This is a genomic window from Acidobacterium sp. S8 (genome assembly GCF_009765985.1).
GTDB lineage: Bacteria > Acidobacteriota > Terriglobia > Terriglobales > Acidobacteriaceae > Alloacidobacterium.
The window spans coordinates 39,287-61,774 of record NZ_LMUM01000034.1 but is presented as its reverse complement, the minus strand read 5'-3'; the positions used below and the strand labels follow the sequence as shown (position 1 = coordinate 61,774).

General features: G+C 57.8%; 14 protein-coding genes. 11 read left to right on the top strand and 3 right to left on the bottom strand.

The window, feature by feature from the left end; all coding sequences use genetic code 11:
* Window positions 1-108 precede the first annotated feature (108 nt).
* From GSQ86_RS15425 to GSQ86_RS15410, 4 genes are all read left to right on the top strand, one after another.
* Complete coding sequence (locus tag GSQ86_RS15425; protein WP_158750850.1) at window positions 109-2,541, top strand: ABC transporter permease; 2,433 nt, start codon at window positions 109-111, stop codon at window positions 2,539-2,541.
* A gap of 161 nt (window positions 2,542-2,702) precedes the next feature.
* Window positions 2,703-5,174, top strand: coding sequence for an ABC transporter permease (locus GSQ86_RS15420; protein WP_158750849.1), 2,472 nt, complete (start codon window positions 2,703-2,705; stop codon window positions 5,172-5,174).
* Window positions 5,175-5,192: 18 nt separating this feature from the next.
* Entirely contained in the window at window positions 5,193-7,640 is a 2,448-nt protein-coding gene (locus tag GSQ86_RS15415; protein WP_158750848.1) for an ABC transporter permease, read from the top strand.
* A 35-nt stretch (window positions 7,641-7,675) separates the two neighbouring features.
* A complete protein-coding gene (locus tag GSQ86_RS15410) occupies window positions 7,676-10,120 on the top strand; it encodes an ABC transporter permease (protein WP_158750847.1) in 2,445 nt (814 codons plus the stop codon).
* A gap of 22 nt (window positions 10,121-10,142) precedes the next feature.
* On the opposite strand, the gene GSQ86_RS15405 is transcribed toward GSQ86_RS15410, so the two are convergent.
* Window positions 10,143-11,069: a DUF6402 family protein gene (locus GSQ86_RS15405; protein WP_158750846.1), complete on the bottom strand. Its 927-nt coding sequence runs from the start codon at window positions 11,067-11,069 to the stop codon at window positions 10,143-10,145.
* 472 nt (window positions 11,070-11,541) lie between these two features.
* On the opposite strand from GSQ86_RS15405, the gene rpoD reads away from it, so the two are divergent.
* Window positions 11,542-13,230 carry an RNA polymerase sigma factor RpoD gene (gene rpoD / locus GSQ86_RS15400; RefSeq protein WP_158750845.1) on the top strand — a complete coding sequence of 563 codons (1,689 nt, stop codon included), beginning with the start codon at window positions 11,542-11,544 and terminating at the stop codon, window positions 13,228-13,230.
* Window positions 13,231-13,485: 255 nt separating this feature from the next.
* Here rpoD and GSQ86_RS15395 read toward each other — a convergent pair whose 3' ends face one another.
* Window positions 13,486-14,400, bottom strand: a complete 915-nt coding sequence (locus GSQ86_RS15395; RefSeq protein ID WP_158750844.1) for an ornithine cyclodeaminase family protein — start codon at window positions 14,398-14,400, stop codon at window positions 13,486-13,488.
* 153 nt (window positions 14,401-14,553) lie between these two features.
* On the opposite strand from GSQ86_RS15395, the gene GSQ86_RS15390 reads away from it, so the two are divergent.
* Window positions 14,554-15,327 (top strand): DUF4239 domain-containing protein, encoded by a 774-nt coding sequence (locus GSQ86_RS15390; protein ID WP_158750843.1) that lies wholly within the window; start codon window positions 14,554-14,556, stop codon window positions 15,325-15,327.
* An 89-nt stretch (window positions 15,328-15,416) separates the two neighbouring features.
* Here the strand turns inward: GSQ86_RS15390 and GSQ86_RS15385 are convergent, their stop codons facing one another.
* Entirely contained in the window at window positions 15,417-16,181 is a 765-nt protein-coding gene (locus GSQ86_RS15385; RefSeq protein ID WP_158750842.1) for an RNA methyltransferase, read from the bottom strand.
* Window positions 16,182-16,288: 107 nt separating this feature from the next.
* Here GSQ86_RS15385 and GSQ86_RS15380 point away from each other — a divergent pair, with 107 nt between their 5' ends.
* The 5 genes from GSQ86_RS15380 to glgA all read left to right on the top strand — a co-directional run bounded on the left by GSQ86_RS15380 (window position 16,289) and on the right by glgA (window position 22,407).
* On the top strand, window positions 16,289-16,669 hold the full coding sequence (locus GSQ86_RS15380; RefSeq protein WP_158750841.1) for an RNA-binding S4 domain-containing protein: 381 nt from the start codon (window positions 16,289-16,291) through the stop codon (window positions 16,667-16,669).
* A gap of 296 nt (window positions 16,670-16,965) precedes the next feature.
* On the top strand, window positions 16,966-17,460 hold the full coding sequence (locus GSQ86_RS15375; protein WP_158750840.1) for an Hsp20/alpha crystallin family protein: 495 nt from the start codon (window positions 16,966-16,968) through the stop codon (window positions 17,458-17,460).
* 191 nt (window positions 17,461-17,651) lie between these two features.
* Window positions 17,652-20,306, top strand: coding sequence for an ATP-dependent chaperone ClpB (gene clpB, locus GSQ86_RS15370; RefSeq protein WP_158750839.1), 2,655 nt, complete (start codon window positions 17,652-17,654; stop codon window positions 20,304-20,306).
* Window positions 20,307-20,500: 194 nt separating this feature from the next.
* A complete protein-coding gene (locus GSQ86_RS15365; protein ID WP_158750838.1) occupies window positions 20,501-21,049 on the top strand; it encodes a glutathione peroxidase in 549 nt (182 codons plus the stop codon).
* A gap of 140 nt (window positions 21,050-21,189) precedes the next feature.
* Window positions 21,190-22,407, top strand: a complete 1,218-nt coding sequence (gene glgA / locus GSQ86_RS15360) for a glycogen synthase (RefSeq protein WP_254062421.1) — start codon at window positions 21,190-21,192, stop codon at window positions 22,405-22,407.
* The last annotated feature ends 81 nt before the right edge of the window (window positions 22,408-22,488 follow it).

The following is a 22,488-nucleotide window of genomic DNA, read 5'->3' as shown; positions in this document are numbered from 1 at the left end:
TTTGCGACGCTGCAGTTTTCTCTGCCTGTGCCATGCTGTCTCTCGCAGGGCTCGTTTAAAGTAGGAATTTGGTCTTTCCGAGTAAGTCCAATCTCACGCTGAGGCTTCGTGTCGATCGTTCTGCAGGATGTTCGCTTCGCTCTCCGGCAGTTATGGAAGCACCCCGGCTTTGCCATCACAGCCGTGTTTTCGCTCGCGCTCGGCATCGCCGCCACGGTCTCGGTCTTCAGCGTCGTCTACAGCGTCCTCATCAATCCATCGCCCTATCCGCATGCTGACCGCATCGTGCAGTTCTATGCGCGGCCCAAAACCGGAGCGGATCAGGTTGCGTATATCGCGCGCACCTATCTTCCGACTTTCCGCAAGATGCATGCGTTCTCTGACATCGTGGAGATGGACGAACAATACCTCGCGGATACCACCGTCGATATCCCGCAGGATGTCGACGTGGTCTATCTCTCCGGCAACGCCTTCCCGTTCTTTGGAGTGCCTGCCTACCTCGGCCGCACCTTCCTGCCCTCGGATGCGCCGGAGGGCCAGGCGCCGCAGCCCACCGTAGTCCTTACCTATCAGTACTGGCTGCGCCGCTTCAATGGAAATCCGGCCATCGTCGGCCAGCCCCTGCGACTGAACAATCGCAATTACATCATTCTCGGCGTCATGCCGCGCCGCTTCACCTGGTGGGACGCGGATGTCTACGTACCACTCGATACTTCCAATCAGCACCCGTCCAGCTACATGACGGTGATGCGGCTGAGTCCGGGGGTTTCACGCAAACGGGCGCTGGAAGAAGCCCATCCTGTCTTCACGCAAATGATCCATGAACAGCCAAGCCTTTGGCTCGAAGGCTACCAGCTTGATCTGCAAAGCGTGAACGACCGCTTCCGCCGGCCTCTCGCCAAGGCCCTGACGCTGTTATTCGGCGGTGTATTACTGTTGCTGGTCATTGGCTGTGTCAACGTCAGCATTCTCCTGCTGACCCGCGGCACTGCGCGGCAACATGAGTTTGCCGTCCGCGCCGCCGTAGGAGGCAGCGGCTGGAGAATCGTGCGCCAGCTGCTTACCGAATCGCTCATCATCGGCTTTGCCGGGGCAGCGCTCGGCGTCATCGCCACCTATCGCAGTACGCCCTTTGTCGTTCACCTGCTGCCGTGGCAACTCTTTCCCCGCGGACTCGCCATCCCCGTCCATGTGCCTGTTCTGGGATTCAGCATCGGCCTGGCTGTCCTGACCAGCGTTCTCTTTGGCCTCTTTCCAGCGCTGCAGCTCGCCAATCCCGAAATACGCGAGATCATGCAGGCAAACAGTCAGAAAGCTGCCGGAAACGTTGCCAGCCGCCGCCTGCACTCGATTCTGATCGCCGGACAGATCGCGATGGCCATGATTTTGCTCACCGTTTCGGCTTCAGCCATTCAGAGCTTCCGCCGGTTACTGCACACTGAGATGGGCTTTGACCCGCACCATGTAGCCGACTTCAGCATCCCCATCCACCAGAACACCTACACCACCTGGGAAGCCCGCGCCAGCTACTTCCAGCAATTACGCAACAAGGTGGCTCAGACTCCCGGAGTTTCTGCCGCCTCGCTCGCCCTCATCGCCCCGCCCAACAGTGAATGGGATTTCCCCATCGAGATTCTCGGACAGCCCGCGCTCGGCCCGCAGATCACAAATATAAATTTTGTCGATCCGCAGTTCTTCTCCATACTGCACATTCCGCTGCTTCGCGGCCGCATGTGGGATCCAGCCGAAACGGAACGCGGCGCAGCCTTTGCCCTGGTGAACCAGACCTTCGTCCGCCGCTATTTCTCCAACAGCGATCCGATCGGCCATTCTGTCCGCATCCCGCGCTTACAAGGTCATCCTCCGGGCATCGTTGCCGTCCATGGAAGCGATAGCTGGCTGCCGATTATCGGAGTGGTTGCCGACGCTCGCAATGACGGCCTCGACCAGGCAGTGAAGCCCGAAATTTATGTCCCTTACTCGCTCTATATGATCGATTTCGTGCAGATACTGGTGCGAACCGGGGGCGATCCGCTCGCCTACGAGTCCGCTGTCCGCCGTCAGATCGCCGCCATCAACCCCAGTCAGCAGGTCTCGTATCCTGTTATTTCCATGACCGAACGGGTCGAGCACCAGGCAGAATGGGCCCGCGAGCACCTCATCGCCGTGCTTTCCGGCCTCTTTTCCGTGCTCGCCATGGTTCTTGCCATCGTCGGACTCTACAGCGTCGTCTCTTATTCCGTCGCCCAGCGCATCCATGAGTTCGGCATCCGCATGGCGCTGGGGGCACGGCGGCGCCATATCCTGCAAAATGTTCTGGGCACGGCGGGAGTCAGCGTTGGGGCCGGACTTGTCATCGGCCTGGTGGCCAGCTTCTCTCTCAGCAGCCTGTTATCGAGCTGGATTGAGAACAGCGTGCTCGATCCCTGGACCATCCTCAGCGTCTGCTTTGTGCTGCTCGTCGTGGCCCTCGCGGCCTGCATCGTACCCGCCTTCCGCGCTTCGCTGATTCAGCCGATGCAGGCCCTCCGTAACGAATAAATGCTGTCCATTTGCGAACGGCCTCCGTCCGCGAATGAACATTTTTATCTCCGCCCCGCTCTCATATCACCTCCGAATCAATAACTTAGCCTGCCGCTCGTTTTGGATGGCAACATGCTCCAACCTTTACGCGAAACACTCCCTGGAGCGACCCGGTGACCATGCTGCAAGACGTCCGCTACGCCTTCCGCCAGTTGCGCAAATCGCCTGGCTTTGCCCTGACCGTGGTTTTGACTCTTGCTCTCGGCATCGGCGTAAACACCGCCATTTTCAGTGTTATGAATGCCGTGCTGCTCCGCTCTCTACCGGTTCGTGATCCGCAGCAACTCGTCTATCTCACCCATGAGCACATGCCGCCCGGCGTCGGTAATACGGGTGACTCGCGCTATACCTACGGCATGAATGTCTATAATCGGCTGCGCGAAGACCGCGCCGCTTTCGCAGACGTCATCGCCTACGTCCCGCTCTCCTTTACCAAAACCGCCGCCCGCTACGGTGATACGCCGGAAGATATCGAGGCAGATGAAGTCAGCGGCAACTTCTTCTCCGCCCTCGGCGTCGAGATGACGGCGGGACAGGCTTTCGCTGCGGCAGACGAGGACAAGCACTCGCAGCTTGCTGTTCTCAGTTATGGATATTGGACACGCCGCTTCAACCGCGATCCGCAGGTCATCGGACGAATCCTCTATATCAATGGCGTGCCCTTTACCGTCACCGGCATCGCTTCGCCGCGGTTCTATGGCGTCGAATCTGGCGGCAACTCGACCGATGTTTGGGTGCCTCTGCAAAATCGCCCGGAACTACCCTCATGGGGCACTCCTTTTACCAGCGGACGCACCCTTTACGGCAGTCCCAACTGGTGGAATCTCATGCTCATGGCACGCCTCCGGCCGGGCGTGACTCCGAAGCAGGCGCAAGCGCACATGAATCCGGTTTTTGCCCATGCCGCCTATGAAACCGTCGGAAAAGACGTGAAGCCAAACGGAGAAAAGCTGGAGCTACAGCTGGCTCCGGCGCAAGGGCTTGGTACCGCTAATACTGACTACGAAACACCTTTACATGTATTGATGGGCATGGTCGCACTGGTGCTGGTCATAGCCTGCGTCAACATCATCATGCTGTTCGTCGCGCGTAATTCGGCTCGCGAGCGCGAGTTCTCTTTACGACTGGCTCTCGGAGCAAACCGGTGGCCGCTCTTCCGGCAGTTGCTCGCCGAGAGTGCCATCCTCGTCACTTCGGGATCGCTGCTGGGCTGGCTTTTCGCAGTCGAAGCCACTCGCCTGCTCGCGCTGTGGTCAGCGTTGGAGATCAGCCTCGCGCCGGATACCAGCGTCCTGCTCTTCACACTGGGGATTTCTGTCATTGCCGCTGTTCTCTTTGGACTTGCACCTTTGCGCTCGGCCAGCAATACGCCGGTCACGCTTGTGCTCCGCTCTACGGGTACGCAGGCGACTACGAGCCGCAGCCGCGTGGTCACAGGAAAAATCCTCATCGCCATGCAGATGGCTCTCTGCGTCATGCTGCTCTTCGCCTCCGGCCTGCTGGTACGCACCTTGCGCAATTACCAGAACGTCGATCTCGGCATGCACGCCGACAGCGTGCTGGCATTCGGCGTTCACCCCATCGGGGCGCATGACGATGCGCAGAAGCTCGCCTTCTACTCCCAGCTCAGCAGGCGTATTCAATTGCTACCCGGAGTTGAGTCCGTCACCCTCGCCGGCAATCGTCCCGGATCAGGCTGGACGGACAACAACCTGCTAACACTCGATGGCCGCGAATACCCCTGGGATGACGGTAAAAATATGCTGCGCAGCAATGAGGTCGGCTCGGACTTCTTCCGCACATTGGGCATTCCCGTGATGTCTGGACGCGACATCCGCGAGAGCGATACCAAGGGAGCGCAGCGAGTCGTTGTCATCAATCAGACTCTGGCCGATCGCTTTTTGAAACATACCAGCCCGATCGGTCACACCATCGGGGGCGCGAAAAATCCGGCCACCATCGTCGGCGTCGTCCGCGACAGCAAATACAACTCCTCCGATGAAGAACCGATGCCGATGGCCTGGTACAGCTATCAGCAATCGGACTCGATTGGAAATATGGATGTGGAGGTCCGCGCTGCCGGCAATCCCGTCACGTTACTTCCCGCTATCCGCCGGGTTCTTCGCGAGATGGATCCGAACGCACCGCTCGATAAACCGGAAGTTCTTCAGACCCAATTTGAAGAGTCCTATCTGATGCCCGCACTCTTTGCCCGTCTGGCTGTCTTCTTCGGTGGACTGGCAGCGCTTCTCGTCGCCATCGGCCTTTACGGAGCACTCGCTTACCAGGTGAATCGCCGCACCATGGAGATCGGCGTCCGCATGGCGCTGGGAGCGCAGCGCCGCCAGGTGCTCTTAGCAGTTCTTCGAGACAGTCTCTTGTTGGCCACCGTAGGACTTGCCGTCGGCCTGCCTCTCGCATGGTTTGCCTCCAAACTTATGGCTTCCATGCTGTACAAGCTTTCCGCGCACGATCTGTTCAGCCTGATAGCCGCAGGCGTGGGCATGGTATCTGTCTCCATCGCCGCCGCTCTCATCCCCGCGCGCCGGGCTGCACGGGTTGAGCCCATGCAGGCGCTGCGCACGGAGTAACGACGTAGAAGAAATCTTATGACCACGCTGTTTCAGGATCTCCGATACGCTTTCCGTCAGTTGCGAACCCGTCCCGGCTTCGCGCTCACGGCAATTCTCTCGCTCGCCCTCGGCATCGGCGCAACGGTTTCCGTCTTCAGCGTGATCTATGGAGTCCTGCTGCATCCATTCCCTTACGCGAACATCCATCGTCTGGGCAACCTGAGCATTAGCGATCCCTATGGAAACATCTTCAACGCTGCCATCACCGGGCCGCAGCTCAGGGAGTTGGAAAAGACCCACTCCGTTGAAAGCGTCGCCACCTGGGACGAGTGGAACCTGACCGTCACCGGCCATGATGTCCCGGAAGACGTCGTAGCGTATTACGGGATAGGTGACACATTCCCCACGCTTGGTGTTCCCGCCCTTCTTGGCCGCAATATCGGGCCATCCGATACGCCCGACGGACAGGAGCCACAACCGGTCGTCATGCTGCACTACCGCTTCTGGCAGCGGCATTTCAGCGGTGATCCGAACATTATTGGTAAAACACTCGAGCTGGTCCACAAGAAGTACACCATCATCGGCGTCACCCGGCCCAACTTCACCTGGGGATGGGGCGGGGACGTGTATCTTCCGCGGGCTATCACTACCGACCCGGGACGTACCTTTGGTGTCGTCATCAAGCTGCGCCCCGATGTTTCCTGGGCTGGCGCAAACGCCGAGATGCAGCCACTATTCGAACGTTTTGCCAAAGAGACACCGAGCCACTTCCCACCAAAATTCCAGGTAGATGCACGCGCTCTGACTGATGAAACCCGGCAGAACATCGGGGGCATGCTTTATTTGCTCTTCGCCGCCGTAGCTCTGCTGCTCCTTATCGGCTGCGGCAATGTCTCCATCCTGTTACTGGCGCGCGGAACGGCGCGGCAGCATGAGTTCGCCGTGCGCTCCGCCGTGGGAGCCAGCGGTTTTCGCCTCGTGCGCCAGCTGCTCACCGAGTCGCTGATGCTTGCGCTCACCGGCACCGGATTCGGCATCCTGCTCGCTTATCAGCTGCTGCGGCTCATCGTGGCGTGGATGCCGCAGAACCTGTACCCGCCGGACGTAGCTATCAGCATCAACCTGCCGGTGCTTCTCTTCAGCACCGGGCTGGCAGTGCTCACCGGCGTTCTTTTCGGATTGTTCCCGGCCTTGCAGATGGCCAGACCCGAAGTCAGCCAGGTGATGCAGTCGAGCTCGAAGAAGGTTGCGGGCAGCGCGCATGGCCGCCGCACCCATAACCTGCTGATCGGCTCGCAGATCGCACTCACTCTCCTGCTGATGACGGCAGCCGGAGCCGCAATCGAAGGCTTTGTGCACATGATGCGCGTCCCGCTCGGCTACGACCCGCACCATGTCATCTCGGTCGGCATCCCGGTGCACGAAAACAGTTTTACGGCATGGGCATCGCGGGTGAACTACTTCGAGCAGCTTCGCGCGAAGGTCGCCGAGCTGCCCGATGTCGTCTCCACCGGCATCTCGACGAATGCCACGCCTCCCAGCAGCGGGGACGAAGAGAGATTCGAATTGCTGGGAAAAGCGCCCAATCCCTCGCTGGAAGGACAAACCGCGCGCATGAATTATATCGATTCCGGTTATTTCAGCACGCTCCGCATACCACTGCTCAACGGGCGCACCTGGGAGCACTCCGAAGTGGCGCACAGCGCGCCGCTCGTGCTGGTCAACCAGACCTTCGCAAAGCGGTTTTACCCGAACGGGGATATTCTCGGGCATTCGCTGAAAGTGCCGACGCAAAAGAACGAGCCGCCGTACACCTTGACCGCGCCGGGAGCCGATGGCTGGCTGCAGATCATCGGCGTTGTCGCCGACTCGCTGGATAACGGGCTTGACAAGCCGGAGAAGCCGGCGGTTTTTATGCCCTACAGCACACTCATGTGGATGCACACACAGATTCTCGTCCACACGCGCGTCGCGCCTGAGACGATGTTGCATAGCATCCGCCAGCAGTTGGCCGCCGTCGACCCGGACCAGCAGGCTTTTGGGCAGATCGACAACCTCGAAACATGGATCAAAAATGAGCCGGAATATGCACGTGGACGATTGATTTCCGCACTTTTTGGCGCATTTTCCATTCTTGCACTCGTCCTTTCCGCCGTCGGCCTCTACAGCGTCGTCTCCTACTCGGTGGCGCAGCGCACGAATGAGTTTGGCATTCGCATGGCGCTGGGCGCGCAGAAATCCGACGTGCTGAAAATCGTTCTCGCCTCGGCTGCGGTAAGCGTCGGTGTGGGTGTGGCGGCCGGACTGGGATTGAGCTTCGGCCTCAGCCGCTTTATCGCGCGCTGGGTAGAAAACGGCTCCGGTAATCCGTTGTTAGTTTTGAGTGTTTCACTTCTGCTGCTCGTCGTTGCAGTCGTAGCCTGCCTTGCGCCTGCGCGCCGTGCTTCTTCCGTCGATCCGATAACGGCACTCAGGTGTGAATAAAAAGTTCCGGGTAACTTCTCAGTCAGGAGGCCACAATGGCCACCGTTTTGCAGGATATTCGCTACGCAGCTCGTCAGCTCTGGAAAAACCCCGGCTTCGCTCTTACCGCCATTCTCTCGCTCGCCCTCGGCATCGGCGCCACCGTCTCCGTCTTCAGCATCATCTATGCCGTGCTTATGAACCCGTGGCCTTACCAGGGTGCGGACCGCATCGGCAGCCTTGCGTTGCTCGACAAGTCAGGGGAGGGACAAGGCTACGGCCTGAACGGCCCGCAGACACGTGAACTCGCCAAGGCGAAGTCTCTCGAATATGTCGTAGCAATGAATGGCTGGAACCTCACCGTCACTGGAAGCGATGTCCCTGAAGACGTCCAGGCCTTCTATTTCACCGGTAATCTCTTTCAGATGCTCGGCGTGCCCGCCATGCTCGGCCGATATTATCTCCCTTCGGACGCACCGGATGGCAAGGACCCTCAGCCGGTCATCGTCTTGAGCAACAAATTCTGGATGCACCATTACAACGGCGACCCAACCGTAGTGGGCAGAACGATCCAGCTCGTACACAAGACCTACACCATCATCGGCGTCATGCCACCTCATTTCGGGTTCATGGGCCCGGACGTCTATCTTCCTCTCAAACTCACCTCTTCCGTGACGGAACAGTACGGCACCATTGTCAAAGTCAGAGCCGGCCTCAAGCCAGAAGCGGTCACAGCCGAACTGCAGCCATATTTCCAGGAATTCGCGAAACAAACGCCCGACCATTATCCGAAGAATGGCTTCAAGAAAATTGAGTTCCAAAACCTGAGCCACTGGGTAACGACCACCATCAGCAAGACCCTCTATCTGCTTTTTGGCGCTGTCGCATTGCTGCTAGCCATAGGCTGCGGCAATGTCTCGATCCTGCTACTGGCGCGTGGCACCGCCCGCCAGCATGAATTTGCCGTCCGCTCGGCAGTCGGAGCCAGTGGCGTCCGTATCGTTCGCCAGTTGCTCACTGAATCCCTCATCCTGTCGGTCACCGGAGCCGGGCTCGGCGTGCTTCTGGCCTATGGAAGCATCGGATTCATCGTCGCTCATTTGCCCGAGGGATCCTTCCCCAATGAAGCGAGCTTCCACGTGAATCTGCCCGTGCTGTTGTTCAGCATCGGCATTGCTCTTGTCACTGGAATTCTCTTCGGGCTCTTTCCGGCGCTCCAATTTTCGCGCCCTGAAATCAGCCAGGTCATGCAATCGAGCACACGCAAGGTTGCCGGCAGCGTCCGTGGAAAGAATCTCCACTCCACCCTCATCGCCGGTCAGATTGCTCTCACGCTGCTCCTGCTGACGGCAGCTGGCGCCGCCATCGAAGGCTTCGTGCGCTTGATGCACGTCAATCTTGGCTACAACCCGCACAACATCATGTCGGTCGGCATTCCGATCCACGAGAACACCTTCCCGACATGGGCGGAGCGGTCAAGTTACTTCACTCAGCTTCGTGACAAGATCGCAGGACTGCCCGACGTCACCACAACCGCAATCTCGACGAACGCCACGCCTCCCGACAGCGGCTGGGGCCAGCCCTTTGACCTGCAAGGAAAAACAGCATCAGAGGACCAGAAAGCCAGCGTCAACTTCGTCGATTCGCATTATTTCAGCGCCTTGGAGATCCCCGTCAAACGAGGGCGCCTGTGGGATGAGACGGAATTGCAGCATGGCGCTCTCATGGCCGTGGTCAATGAGGCGTTTGCCAAACACTACTATTCGACGGGCGATATTGTCGGCCGCTCCGTAAAAATCCCGTCGTTAAAAAATGAACCGCCAAATCGTCTGACCGCGCCCGGCGCTGACGGCTGGCTGCAGATCATCGGCGTCACGGGAGACGCCCTCGATGATGGCATCGACAAGCCCGTCAAGCCCGCGATTTACCTGCCATATACCGTCAACATGTGGATGTTTACACAGATTCTGGTGCGCACCCGCGTCAATCCGACCGCGGTAACACACAGCGTCAAGCAACAGATTGTCTCCGTCAATCCTGATCAGCAAGCCGTCCAGTGGAACGACGGCGTGCTCGAAACCTGGATCAAAAGCATGCCGGTATATGGCAGAGGACGTCTGGTCTCCATGCTCTTCGGCGGCTTCTCGGTCCTTGCCCTGCTGCTGGCGGCCGTTGGCCTCTACAGCGTCGTCTCCTACTCCGTTCTTCAGCGGACGAATGAATTCGGCATCCGCATGGCCCTGGGCGCGCAGCGCTGGCACGTCCTCAAAATCGTCTTCGCCTCTGCCGGAGTCAGCGTCGGCTTGGGCATCGCGGTGGGTCTGGCCCTGAGCTTCGGCCTCACCCGCGTCATGACGCGCTGGATCGAGAACGCCTCTACCAATCCGTTAATCCTCTTAGCCGTTTCTTTTCTGTTACTTGTAGTCGCTGCGCTGGCCTGCCTGCTTCCCGCAAGAAGAGCCTCGGCAGTCGATCCCATGACGGCTTTGCGATGTGAGTGACGAAATGAGTTGAAAATTCTGATCAGGGAATGGTGACAGTGACCGTATCGGGCACAGCCAGTTTGATCCGCGCGATATCGGAATAAACCCGGAAGTCGCCCCCGGCATTGTTGATCGCACGCCATTCCCGAAAGTCGCTGTTGTGATATTCCGTGTCCCTGTAGCCCCACCATCCAAGGAATTGATCTCCTTCGAAATCGAAGGAATCCTTGGCATAAATCCCCACTTCTTCGATCGAAACCGTCACCATCCGCATGCTTAGCATACCCGGCAAGAGTGGCTGGCTGGAGATTTTGCCGGCGACCGCGATATTGAAAACAAATGCACCCAGCGCCACAGCCAGCCCATCGACAGAGAGGCCATTTTCGACAGGACGCGCATTGAGCCATTCCTGATCCACGACCGTGACTGCTGCTGACAGGTCCCAAAAGGGTGAGGACAAACCTTCGCCGGGCATGACTTTTCCCTTCAAAATATCCATAAAACGGCGCTTACTTGCATCATTTGTCCAGATTCGATCCCTCAAAATCTCGTCATACACAGATTTAGCTCTTGGAAATTGAAGGACCCAGCTTATCTTGATGAGATCTGTGACGGGAGCCGTGTAATTCGGACTCGCGACCGGAGGCCTTGAAAACCAGGTGTCAAGCAGTTGGGCCCCTTCGTTCCATCCGTCGAATCGCATCTCCTCCGGAATTGCCGTCAGACCATCCAGATCGAGGTCGTGGCGCAGTGCCTGCCCGTCGCGATCGGCGATGACTTCGTCGCGGATACGCAGCCATGTCCGGCGCAATTCGAGATCCGAAGCGTTTGCGGAATCCAGGCTGCGGGTAACCCCTGTCTGTTCGCGGAAACGGCGGTCTGTTTCCTTTTGAACCTCTGCCTTCTGGGCGCTTGTGAGCTGTTCGTATTCCTTGCTTTCTTCACCAGGGATGTAAGGCTTACTCATGACCTCTCCATCAATGCAGGCGTGCATGGCCCAAAACCCGTGGCCCAAACCTTAGTGCCGCGTTCCGCTCGACCGTTACAGCGCATCTGGCGAAGGCTTCGCAACCCCGGAACCGGAAGCAGCCATTCTTTATATCGCGTAAGTCGCTTTTTGTCATTTACTTGACGAGACAGGGCCTCCATTCACCAGAGGGAAGCAGTGGCGCTCCCAGCGTCGTAACTCAAGGAAAAACAAAGTGATGAAACGATTCTGGGATTTCCACATCTAAGCTATTGGGATCGAAAAATCGCGGACGGCGAATTGTGTTATGTTGGCCGGAAAGGCAGGTAGTCCGTGATATTCTATAAGTCTTTGGTGGACGTGCGCCTTGCACCCTGCGACATAGCTCCGGGAATTGCCGAATACGGCCTCAATCGCACCTCGTCCTATCCAAGCATATACAGACCCTAATTTTTCCCGGGAGAAAACTCGCTTGGCCATGGAAGACAAGTACGAGGACGACATCCAGAATCTGATTGATACAGGCAAGGAAAAGGGTTACCTCACCTATGGTGAAGTCAACGACCTGATTCCCAATGACCTGAATTCACCAGATGACCTCGACGATCTGATCACAACGATCGGAACGCAGGGGATTGATCTGCTCGATGAGGGCAGCCCTAAATTCGGCGGCGACAAGTACGAAGAAGGCGAGGAAGGCGAAGACGTAGAACTCGACCTGACGCCGGGCACCCTTGAAAAAACCAATGACCCCGTCCGCATGTATCTGCGCGAGATGGGCACCGTACCACTGCTGACGCGCGAAGGCGAAGTCGAAATCGCGAAACGCATTGAGCGCGGCCAGCTCCGCGTCATGAAAGCCATTTCGCGCTCGTCGATTGTTATTCGCGAAATCGTCGGCCTCGGCGAAGACCTCAAGCGCGGCGTTCGCAACATCAAGGAAGTGGTGATCTTCGACGAAGAAGAGATCACGGAAGAGATTCTTCAGGCGCGCGTTCGCCAGACCGTCAGCCGCATCGACGCCCTGGTAAAGCATCAGAAAAAAGCTGCTGCTTTTGAAGAGAAGCTCGCGACCATCAATCCGAAGGCAAAAGCCAAAGAGCATCGCAAGACGCGCTGGGCCATTGCGCGCGAAAAGGTCTACGTTTCGCGCATCGTCCGCGAGCTGAAGTACACCAACCAGGAGCGCAAGCGCCTTCTCGACAAGCTCAACAAGACCGTCGATTCGATGCGCATGCTCGAACGGCAGGTCAAGTCGCTCGACCAGAAGTTCGATCAATCGAAGAGCGAAGAGCTGAAGAAGGAATATCGTCGTCAGCAGAAGAACTGCAAGATCGACCTCGAAAAGCTGGAGCAGGAAGCCGGTGTCTCGATCGCTGAACTCAAGCGCACACAGCGCGAGATGATTCAGGGCGACATGGATGCCGAGCAGGCCAAGCGCGAGCTGATCGAAGCCAACCTGCGACTTGTCGTTTCGATTGCGAAGAAGTACACCAATCGCGGTCTCCAGTTCCTCGACCTGATTCAGGAAGGCAACATCGGCCTGATGAAGGCGGTCGATAAATTCGAGTACCGTCGCGGTTACAAATTCTCGACCTACGCCACCTGGTGGATTCGTCAGGCCATCACCCGCGCTATCGCGGATCAGGCCCGCACCATCCGTATCCCGGTGCACATGATCGAGACAATCAACAAGCTCATCCGCACCTCGCGTCAGCTGGTGCAGGAGCTTGGCCGCGAGCCAACCTCGGAAGAGATTGCCAAGCGCATGGATATCCCGGTCGCGAAGGTCCGCAAGGTCCTCAAAATCGCGCAGGAGCCCATCTCCCTCGAAACGCCGATCGGCGAAGAAGAAGATTCGCACCTTGGCGACTTTATCGAAGACCGCATGGCCGTATCGCCTTCTGACGCCGTCATCAGCGTCAATCTGAAGGAGTACACCTCGCAGGTTCTGCGCACCCTGACGCCGCGCGAAGAGCGCGTCATCAAGATGCGCTTCGGCCTCGAAGACGGCTCCGAGCACACGCTCGAAGAAGTGGGCCAGAGCTTCCAGGTCACCCGCGAACGTATCCGCCAGATCGAAGCCAAGGCACTGCGCAAGCTGCGGCATCCTTCGCGCTCACGCAAGCTGAAGGCTTTCGTCGACGCCGTCACCGAATAAGAAATAAGCACAGTTACAAATTCAAAGGCCGCTCTCCGGAGCGGCCTTTCTTATTTCCAACGCCCACAAAATCGCCGTCATTCTGAGCGCAGCGAAGAATCCATCAGATGCACACGCGGGTGAAACACTGATTCATTTCTCGCACAAACCGCACGGTTCCCGCCTATGGTTCTCCCCTATATAGATAAGAAAAATCCTAATCAGAACGTGCTCGATATTGCGACGATGAAGAATCATATGGATTCTTCGCTGCGCTCAGAATGACGAGTTGTTTTGTTTGGGCTTTATTTTCTCCCACACCAATGTCGCCGCAGCCACATCCTCAGCGCCAATCCCAAGCGCCTTATAAACACGCCGTCCCGATGGCACAGGAATCGAGCCGGCCAGCAGCTCCCCCAATTCCGCATAAACCTCAGCGCCGGAATCGCGAATATCTCCCGACTCCCGCAGCGCCGATTCGCGCGACTCGACCACAATCGCCGCATCCATCACCGCATCATCCAGCTCGCGCCGCTCCGGACCCACAGCAGCTACAGCGTTGACGTAGGTATCCGCCTCCAGCCACTCTCCGCGCAACAACGGCTCATGTACATGCGCGACACTCACCACCACATCAGCGCCGCGAACGGCCTGCTCCAGGTCAAGCACACCGCGAACGCAAAACTCTTCGGCGATCTCATGGACATGTTCCGCCGTCCGCCCCCACACGCGAACCTCTTCAAATTCGCGCACCACGCGCAGCGCACGAAGATGCGCCCGAGCCTGCACTCCCGTCCCAAGAACAGCGAGCACGCGCGCATCCGGCTTTGACAATAAACGCGTCGCCACCGCAGAAACCGCAGCCGTGCGCATCTCGGTAATCAGCCGTCCATCCATCGAAGCAAGCGGCTCTCCCGTCTTCGCAGAGAAAAGCTGAATGATCGCCTGATGCGTTGGCAATCCCAGCGCGCCGTTTTTCTCATACACGCACACCAGCTTGATGCCCATCACCTCGCTATTGACCGCAGGCATCATGCCAAAGATGCCGTTATGCTCGGGCACTCGCATAATCGACCGCACCGGCTGGCGAATCTCTCCCGCGGAGAAGCGAATCAGCGCCTGCTCCATTGCGGGAATCAGTTCTTCATAATGCAGCAGGCTGCGAACCTGCTCTTCATCCAGATGAAGCATCGTGAGAGGGATGATACCGAATTACTAATCGTCCTGCTCTGACCGACACGCTTCACACCATGCTTGCAGCGCCGCATCGGGACCGAGAAATCTAACCGAAAAGCGCGAGCCTCGTTATACAATCCGCGTCACCGGCATTCGGAGGCTTGAACCATGCTCAGCACGGCAGCCAGTATTTTTGTCATACTCTGCGTTGTTGCCGCGTCCCTTGGTTTCCTGGTGGTGCTCAACCGGCTTTGGGCGCCGCAGCACAGAAGAAGTTACAACACCGTTTTCGGCTGGCAGTTCAACTTTCTCGGCACCACCTATGGCGTCATCATCAGTTTCATGCTTTTTACTGCATGGACCAGTTTCTATGACGCCGAGGCCAACGCCGATGCCGAAGCAAATGCTCTCGTCAATCTCTCGCGCATCAGCAACGGCCTTCCGGCCGGCCAGCGGGATGCAATTCACTCGCTCGCCTTGCGCTATATCGACGTAGTGCTCACAGAAGAATGGCCCGCCATGAGCCAATCCGTTTTCTCCCACTCAGGCCGGCCCGTGATCGAACGCATATGGTCCACGCTCACCTCTTCTGACGGCCTCAACGCCACGCAGCAGGTCGCGCTCGATCATGCCATTTCTCAACTCTCCACTATGACGGAGCACCGTCGCGTCCGCGAGCTTCAGACCAAGCAGCATCTGCCCGGAATTCTCTGGGCGGTCCTGCTGCTCGGCAGCATACTCACCATCTCGTACGCGTGCCTGTTTGGCGCAGAAAACTTTGCCCTGCATGCGCTGCAGGTGCTTGGTCTCGCGCTGCTCATTGCCCTCTGCCTCACAGCTATCGCCGATCTCTCGCGCCCCTTTCAAGGAGGAGCGCATGTCGAGCCTCATGGCTTTCTGCGGGCAAGAGACGCTCTGATCAACGGCAACCCCGTGCCCTGAGTATCGAGAGGAGAGCAAACCGGCCAGCTCTCGCCAAGCTGGAATGCGGAGCCAGGCGACCAGATTCGCCTCGCCGCGTAAAGCAAGCTCTATTTGTTCTGCGTATCCGTCTTCTCGGTGCGAATCTTCCAGAGCGCCTGCCGCACAATTCCCATCCACATCGCGGCATCGGCAGGCTCCATCTGCATCCGCCGGACAAATCGCCGCAAGAGCCCGTCGCCGCTGTTTGCCGGATGACGCCGTGTGTACTCGCTGACCTCAGCCAACTCGCCCAGCAGCACAGTAAGCCGCTCCAAATCTTCCGCCGGAGCGAGTAAAGGCCCAGCCGCAGCCACCGGCATGGTTGTACGCGCCAGCTCATACAGACAAACTGCCGCCGCCTGCCCCAGGTTCATCGAAGGGTGCCGCGCCCCGTCCCGGTCAAACATGGGAATGGTCATCGTCCAATGGCAGTGGGTCAGCTCTTCACGGCTCAAGCCCGTCTTCTCCGATCCGAAAAGCAGCGCCACGCGATGCTCCGCTTGCATCAGGTGCTCATGCACAAGTCCTCCGCCTTCGGCCAGCTCCCGCAGCGGATGCTCATGCACCCGCTTGCCTCCCGCGGTTGTCCCCACCACCAGGCTGCAATCCGCAACCGCCTCCGCAACCGCGGCAAACTCGCGCGCTCCGGCCAGCACCGCCTCAGCATCGATGGCTGACCGCGCCCTTTCAAATGGAACAGGATAGTCGTTCACGATCCGCAACTCGTCGAAGCCAAAGTCATACATCGCGCGCGCCACCGCGCCGATATTGTTCGGATTTCGCGCCCGCACCAAAACCACACACACACGCTTGCGTTGTTCGTCAGTCAGCATCCTCGCTTATTCTAGGCGGATGCATGATCGGGCGCCCAAAACCTGCACTGAGCGAGTCGAAGAGTCTCAATTTTGAGACCTGGGATCATCTCGTATGAAAATAAGTTATGACTTCGGTACGCATGGATAAATGGCTCTGGGCGGCGCGCTTCTTCAAAACCCGCGCTTTCGCCTCCCGCGCCTGCGATCTTGGCAGAATTCTTTTCAACGGACAGCCAGCCAAACCCGCCCGCAGCGTCAGTCCCGGCGATATGCTCCAGATCAAGAATGAGGGCGGTGATTTCGAAGTCGAGGTCCTGTTGCTGAGCGAAGTACGCGGCCCCGCCGCCGTGGCCAAGACCCTCTACCGCGAAACCGACGCCAGCCGCGATCGCCGCCAGAAGCTGGCTGAAGAAAAGAAGGCCCTCCAGCAATTCGAAACACTCCCCGAAGGCCGGCCTTCCAAACGCGACCGCCGCCAGATCAACCGTCTAAGAGGCCGAATATAGGCGCAAATAAGATCACAATTTCGCTCTTTTTTGCGCACATATCCACTTCAAAAGCGTCATTCTGAGCGCAGCGAAGAATCCAGAAGAAACATCGCTAGGAAAATTTCTATCGATGATTTCTTAGGTGATTTTGAAAATATCCGATTAAACCTATGAAAATAAAGACCTAGGTTTCTTACTGTAAGTTGACAATAAACCACTCATATTTTGTGAATCTCTCGTTCTATAGCCTGAATCAGATAGACTGCAAGGCCGAAAATGGCCTCAATTCTTAAGGAAATATTTGGAGGAAATCTATGGCTATCAATCGTTGGGATCCATTTCGCGACGTACTGAGTTTGCAGAACCGCATGAACTCGCTTTTTCAGGACTACACCCGCGGTCAGGGCGAATCCGACACGCTGGCGACAGCCGCCTTCGTTCCCCCGGTCGATGTCTATGAGGATGAACACAAAGTCGTCCTCAAGCTGGAGGTCCCGGGCATGAAGCAGGAAGACTTCGACATTCGCGTCGAAAACAATACGCTGACCGTCCGCGGCGAACGTAAGTTCGAAAAAGAAGAGAAAGAAGAAAATTTCCATCGCATCGAGCGCCGCTATGGCACCTTTTATCGTGCCTTCACCGTGCCGAACACGATCAGCACGGAGAATGTCGATGCCAGCTACGACGCGGGCGTTCTGAAAATCGAACTGCAGAAGCGCGCCGAAGCAAAACCGAAGCAGATTAAGGTCTCGGTGGGCTCCGCAAAGCCTATCGAAGCACCCAAGGCGGAAACGAAGCCAGCCGCCTAAGAGCAGGCAAGAAAGCACGACCTCGAATGCCTAAAGATAGGTTTTCGGGTAGAAGCATCGGGCTTTAGCCCGGTGAATGGAACCTGACCGGAAGGGGCTTTGCCCTGGATCCTAGGGACCTCGCGGGAATGAGAGAATTGCTTTCATTCCCGCTTTCTTACATCACAAGATCGAAAGCTGAGAAAAAAGACATGGCCATTCGTTGGGACAAATTTACCGTCAAATCGCAGGAAGCGATTCAGAGCGCGGGCACGCTCGCAACCGAGCACGGCAATCCTGAGCTGTTGTCGCTGCACCTGCTGGCCGCGCTGCTCGAAGACAAGGAAGGCATCATCGTTCCTGTGCTTCAAAAAGTCGGCGTAGCCACCGACCAGCTCCTGGCAAAAACTGAAGATGCAATCAGCAAGCTGCCGAAGGTCTCGGGCTCTGGTGCGCAGCCGAGCATGTCGCAGGCGTTGCAGAAAGTCATCGACCAGGCATTCAAGGAAGCCGACAATTTCAAGGACGAGTACGTCTCGACCGAGCACCTGCTGCTCGCCCTCGCGCAACAGAAGAACGAAGGCGCGCAGCTGTTGCTCGCCTCTTTCGGCGCGACCCACGACGCGATCCTGAAGAGCCTGAGCACCGTGCGCGGCTCGCAGCGCGTGACCGACCAGAACCCTGAAGCGAAATTCCAGGCGCTCGAAAAATACGCCAAAGACCTTACCGAGCTCGCTCGTCGCGGCAAGCTTGACCCCGTCATTGGCCGCGATGAAGAGATTCGCCGCGTTATCCAGGTACTTTCGCGCCGCACAAAAAATAATCCCGTGCTCATCGGCGAGCCCGGCGTGGGTAAGACTGCCATCGTTGAAGGCCTCGCGCGCCGCATCGTCTCCGGTGACGTGCCTGAGATCCTGCGCAACAAGCGCGTCATCTCGCTCGATCTCGGATCGATGCTCGCAGGCGCGAAGTATCGAGGCGAGTTTGAAGACCGCCTCAAAGCTATCCTCAAAGAGATCGAAGAATCGAACGGTCAGATCATCCTCTTCATCGACGAGCTCCATACCCTTGTCGGAGCAGGCGCAGCCGAAGGCGCCATTGACGCCTCGAACATGCTGAAGCCAGCGCTCGCGCGTGGTGAGCTGCGCGCCATCGGCGCAACCACGCTGAATGAGTACCGCAAGTACATCGAAAAGGATGCAGCGCTCGAACGCCGCTTCCAGATCGTCTTCGTTGGTGAACCCAACGTCGAAGACACCATCGCGATTCTTCGTGGCCTCAAAGAACGCTACGAGGCGCACCACAACGTCCGCATCAAGGACTCGGCTATCGTCGCCGCAGCCGAGCTATCGCATCGCTACATCTCCGACCGCTTTCTGCCCGACAAGGCTATCGACCTCGTCGACGAAGCCGCCGCATCGCTGGCCATCCAGATCGGCTCTGTCCCGACCGAGATCGATCAGCTCGAACGCGAAGCGACTTCGCTCGAAATTGAAAAGGCCGCCCTCAAGCGTGAAACCGATGAGAACTCGAAAGCCCGCCGCGAAGTAGTCGATCGCGAGCTGGCCGCACTGCGCGAGAAAGCTACTGGCCTGCGTGCACGCTGGCAGAAAGAGCGCGAAGCCATCACGCGCCTCTCCGACGTAAAGAAGAAGGTTGAAGCCCTGCGCTTTGAAGCCGAAGAGCAGACCCGCCTCGGCAATCTCGAACGTGCCGCACAAATCCAATACGGCGATCTGCCAAAGCTCGAAGCAGAGCTGAAGCAGCTGACCGCCGCGCAGGAAGGCACCGCCAACGCGCAGCGCATGCTGAAAGAAGAGGTCGACGAAGAAGACATCGCCAGCATCGTCTCGAAATGGACAGGCGTCCCTGTCTCGAAGATGCTCGAAGGCGAAGTAAAAAAGCTCGTCCAGATGGAGTCTCGCCTGCGCGAGCGTGTCGTCGGTCAGGACGAAGCCTTGTCCACAGTCGCCAACGCCATCCGGCGCTCACGCGCTGGCTTGAGCGATCCCAAGCGACCCATCGGCTCGTTCATCTTTCTCGGTCCCACAGGCGTAGGCAAAACCGAAACCGCCCGCGCACTCGCCGAATTTTTATTCGACGACGAGCAGGCGATGATCCGCATCGACATGTCCGAGTATATGGAGAAGCACGCCGTCGCACGCTTGATTGGCGCGCCTCCGGGCTACATCGGCTTTGACGAAGGAGGTCAGCTCACCGAAGCCGTCCGCCGCCGCCCCTACTCGGTCATCCTCTTCGACGAGATCGAAAAGGCGCATCCAGACGTCTTCAACGTGCTCCTGCAGGTTCTCGACGACGGCCGCCTGACTGACTCGAAAGGCCGTACCGTGGACTTCAAGAACACCGTCATCATCATGACCTCGAACCTCGGCGCGCAGGCCCTCAACGCCGAGCTGATCTCGAACGAAATCGGCTTCGAGAAAGCACGCCAGCAGGTGATGGAAGTGCTGCGTCAAAACTTCCGTCCCGAGTTTCTGAACCGCGTCGATGACATCGTCATCTTCCGTCCGCTGGGCGAAGATCAGCTCACGCACATCATCGATCTGCGTCTGGCCGATCTCAAAAAGCTGCTGGCCGACCGCAAGATCGAGATCACACTGACCGATGCTGCCAGGCACATGCTCTTCACGCAAGGCTACGACCGCGCCTACGGAGCACGTCCGTTGAAGCGCGCGCTGCAAAAGCTGATCCAAGACCCGCTGGCGCTTAAAATCCTCGACGGCGAAATCCTGCACGGTGACGAAGTAAAAATCGACGCCGACAAGCGCAGCAACACACTGATCTTCGAGGTCACCAGCCGCGCCGGCATCCCGCTCGAAAGCCACGTCGCTATTGGCCGGGCGTAAACCGAATGCCTCCGGCAGCCGCTACGCGCGGCGCGGTCCTCGCCGGACGGGCATTCGCAAAAAGGTGAAGGAGCTTTGCTCCTTCACCTTTTTGCATTTCTGCCTCACAAAAGACCGCCGTCATCCTGAACGAAGCGCGGAGCCTTGTGTAAACCAGGGCCGCAGCTAAGGCCGATCAGGCTAAAATTGAACCCATGAGCATTCAGAACATCCCCGTCCGCCGTATCACCGGAGAAGAAACCACTCTTGCCGAATTTCAGGGCGAAGTCATGCTCGTCGTCAACGTAGCCTCCAAGTGCGGACTCACGCCGCAATACGAAGCTCTCGAAAATCTTTACCGCAACTACCGCGACAAGGGATTCGTGATCACCGGCTTCCCATCGAACGACTTCGCCGGACAGGAACCCGGCACCAATGAAGAGATACAGAATTTCTGCAGCCTCAACTTCGGCGTCGACTTCCCTCTCTACGAAAAGATCACCGTAGTCGGCGAAGCAAAACACCCGCTCTACAAGGCCCTGATCGAAGCCCAGCCCGAATCCATAAAAACCTCCGAAGTGCCTTCCCTCAGGGAAAAGCTGATTGAGTTTGGCGTTCAGCCGAATGAGGAACCGGAAATCCTCTGGAACTTCGAAAAATTTGTTGTCGACCGCAATGGCAACGTTGCTGCTCGCTTCGCGCCCGACACGAAGCCCGACGATCCGGCACTCGTCAGCGCCATCGAATCCGAACTCGCAAAATAAAACGCTTGGGCGATCCGATCCTTTCGCGTACTTTGCGAAGGGATCGGATCGCTGTTAGACCATCTGCACAAGCCAGCGCTAGAATGCTCCGGCAGCACAACAAGCATCTCACCGAGAGTTACAAATCCCCGGAGGACAAAGTGCGAGCAGCCCTCATGACCCGCGAATACCCGCCCAACGTCTACGGCGGCGCTGGAGTTCACGTTGAATACCTCAGCCGCGAGCTGGCCAAAAAGATCGAAGTCGAAGTCCACTGCTGGGGCAATCAAAATTCCGACGAAGGCAATCTCCACGTTCGCGGCGACCAGCCCTGGGAAAAGCTCGCGGAAGGCGAAACGCAGAAATTTACCACCGCGCTTGAGGCCATGAGCCTCAATCTCGCGCAGGTCAAGAGCCTTTCCGATATAGATATCGTCCACACGCATACCTGGTACGTGTCGATGGCGGGCTTCCTCGCCAAAAAGCTGCATGGCGTTCCCTTCGTGCTCACAACGCACAGCCTCGAACCGCTGCGCGCATGGAAGGCCGAGCAGCTTGGCAGCGGCTACGCCATGAGCTCATGGATGGAGCAGACGGCCATGCTCGACGCCGACGCTATCATCGCTGTCTCCAATGGAACGAAAGCCGACATCCTGCGAGCCTATCCTGACGTAGACCCCGAGCGCATCCACGTCATCTACAACGGCATCGATCTCGCGCAATACCAGAAGACCACGGACACTTCTGCGCTCCCCAGCTTCGGCGTCAATCTCAGCCAGCCTTATATCCTCTTCGTAGGCCGTATCACCCGGCAAAAAGGCGTCACGCACTTGGTCGACGCTATTCGCTACCTGCCGCAAGACACGCAGGTCGTCCTCTGCGCCGGAGCGCCGGATACGCCGGAGATCGCCGCCGAGATGAAGCAGAAAGTCGAAGAGGCTCGCGCGCACAATCCCAACATCGTCTGGATTGACAAGATGGTCACCAAGCAGGAAGCGATCGAGCTTTACAGCAATTGCGCCGTCTTCTGCTGCCCATCCGTTTACGAGCCCTTCGGCATCATCAATCTCGAAGCCATGGCTTGCCAGGCTCCGGTTGTAGCCAGCGCTACTGGAGGCATACTCGAAGTCGTCGTCGATGGCGCTACCGGCTATCTGGTCCCCTTCGAGCAGGATCCAATCACCAGTTTCCCCACAAATCCCGACAAGTTCGCCCGTGACCTCGCCGCAAAACTCTCAGACCTGCTCACAGACACAGCGAAGGCGAGACAATTTGGTCAGACAGGCCGCAAGCGCGTCGAAGAACACTTTTCCTGGACGGCCATCGCCGACCAGACCATCGATCTCTATCGCAGTCTGATCGTTAGCCGGCGTACCTGAAGGAGGCAGACAATTGCGGTCGCGGGACGCAGAATAGTTGTATTGCAATCAACAATTGTCAAAATAGACGTTAAATAGATG

Excerpts from the sequence above, each read along its gene's own strand:
- GSQ86_RS15420 (WP_158750849.1), top strand. The coding sequence starts at position 2,703 with ATGCTGCAAGACGTCCGCTACGCCTTCCGCCAGTTGCGCAAATCGCCT.
- GSQ86_RS15415 (WP_158750848.1), top strand. The coding sequence starts at position 5,193 with ATGACCACGCTGTTTCAGGATCTCCGATACGCTTTCCGTCAGTTGCGA.
- GSQ86_RS15410 (WP_158750847.1), top strand. The coding sequence starts at position 7,676 with ATGGCCACCGTTTTGCAGGATATTCGCTACGCAGCTCGTCAGCTCTGG.
- GSQ86_RS15405 (WP_158750846.1), bottom strand. The coding sequence starts at position 11,069 with ATGAGTAAGCCTTACATCCCTGGTGAAGAAAGCAAGGAATACGAACAG.
- GSQ86_RS15395 (WP_158750844.1), bottom strand. The coding sequence starts at position 14,400 with ATGCTTCATCTGGATGAAGAGCAGGTTCGCAGCCTGCTGCATTATGAA.
- GSQ86_RS15390 (WP_158750843.1), top strand. The coding sequence starts at position 14,554 with ATGCTCAGCACGGCAGCCAGTATTTTTGTCATACTCTGCGTTGTTGCC.
- GSQ86_RS15385 (WP_158750842.1), bottom strand. The coding sequence starts at position 16,181 with ATGCTGACTGACGAACAACGCAAGCGTGTGTGTGTGGTTTTGGTGCGG.
- GSQ86_RS15380 (WP_158750841.1), top strand. The coding sequence starts at position 16,289 with ATGACTTCGGTACGCATGGATAAATGGCTCTGGGCGGCGCGCTTCTTC.
- GSQ86_RS15375 (WP_158750840.1), top strand. The coding sequence starts at position 16,966 with ATGGCTATCAATCGTTGGGATCCATTTCGCGACGTACTGAGTTTGCAG.
- clpB (WP_158750839.1), top strand. The coding sequence starts at position 17,652 with ATGGCCATTCGTTGGGACAAATTTACCGTCAAATCGCAGGAAGCGATT.
- GSQ86_RS15365 (WP_158750838.1), top strand. The coding sequence starts at position 20,501 with ATGAGCATTCAGAACATCCCCGTCCGCCGTATCACCGGAGAAGAAACC.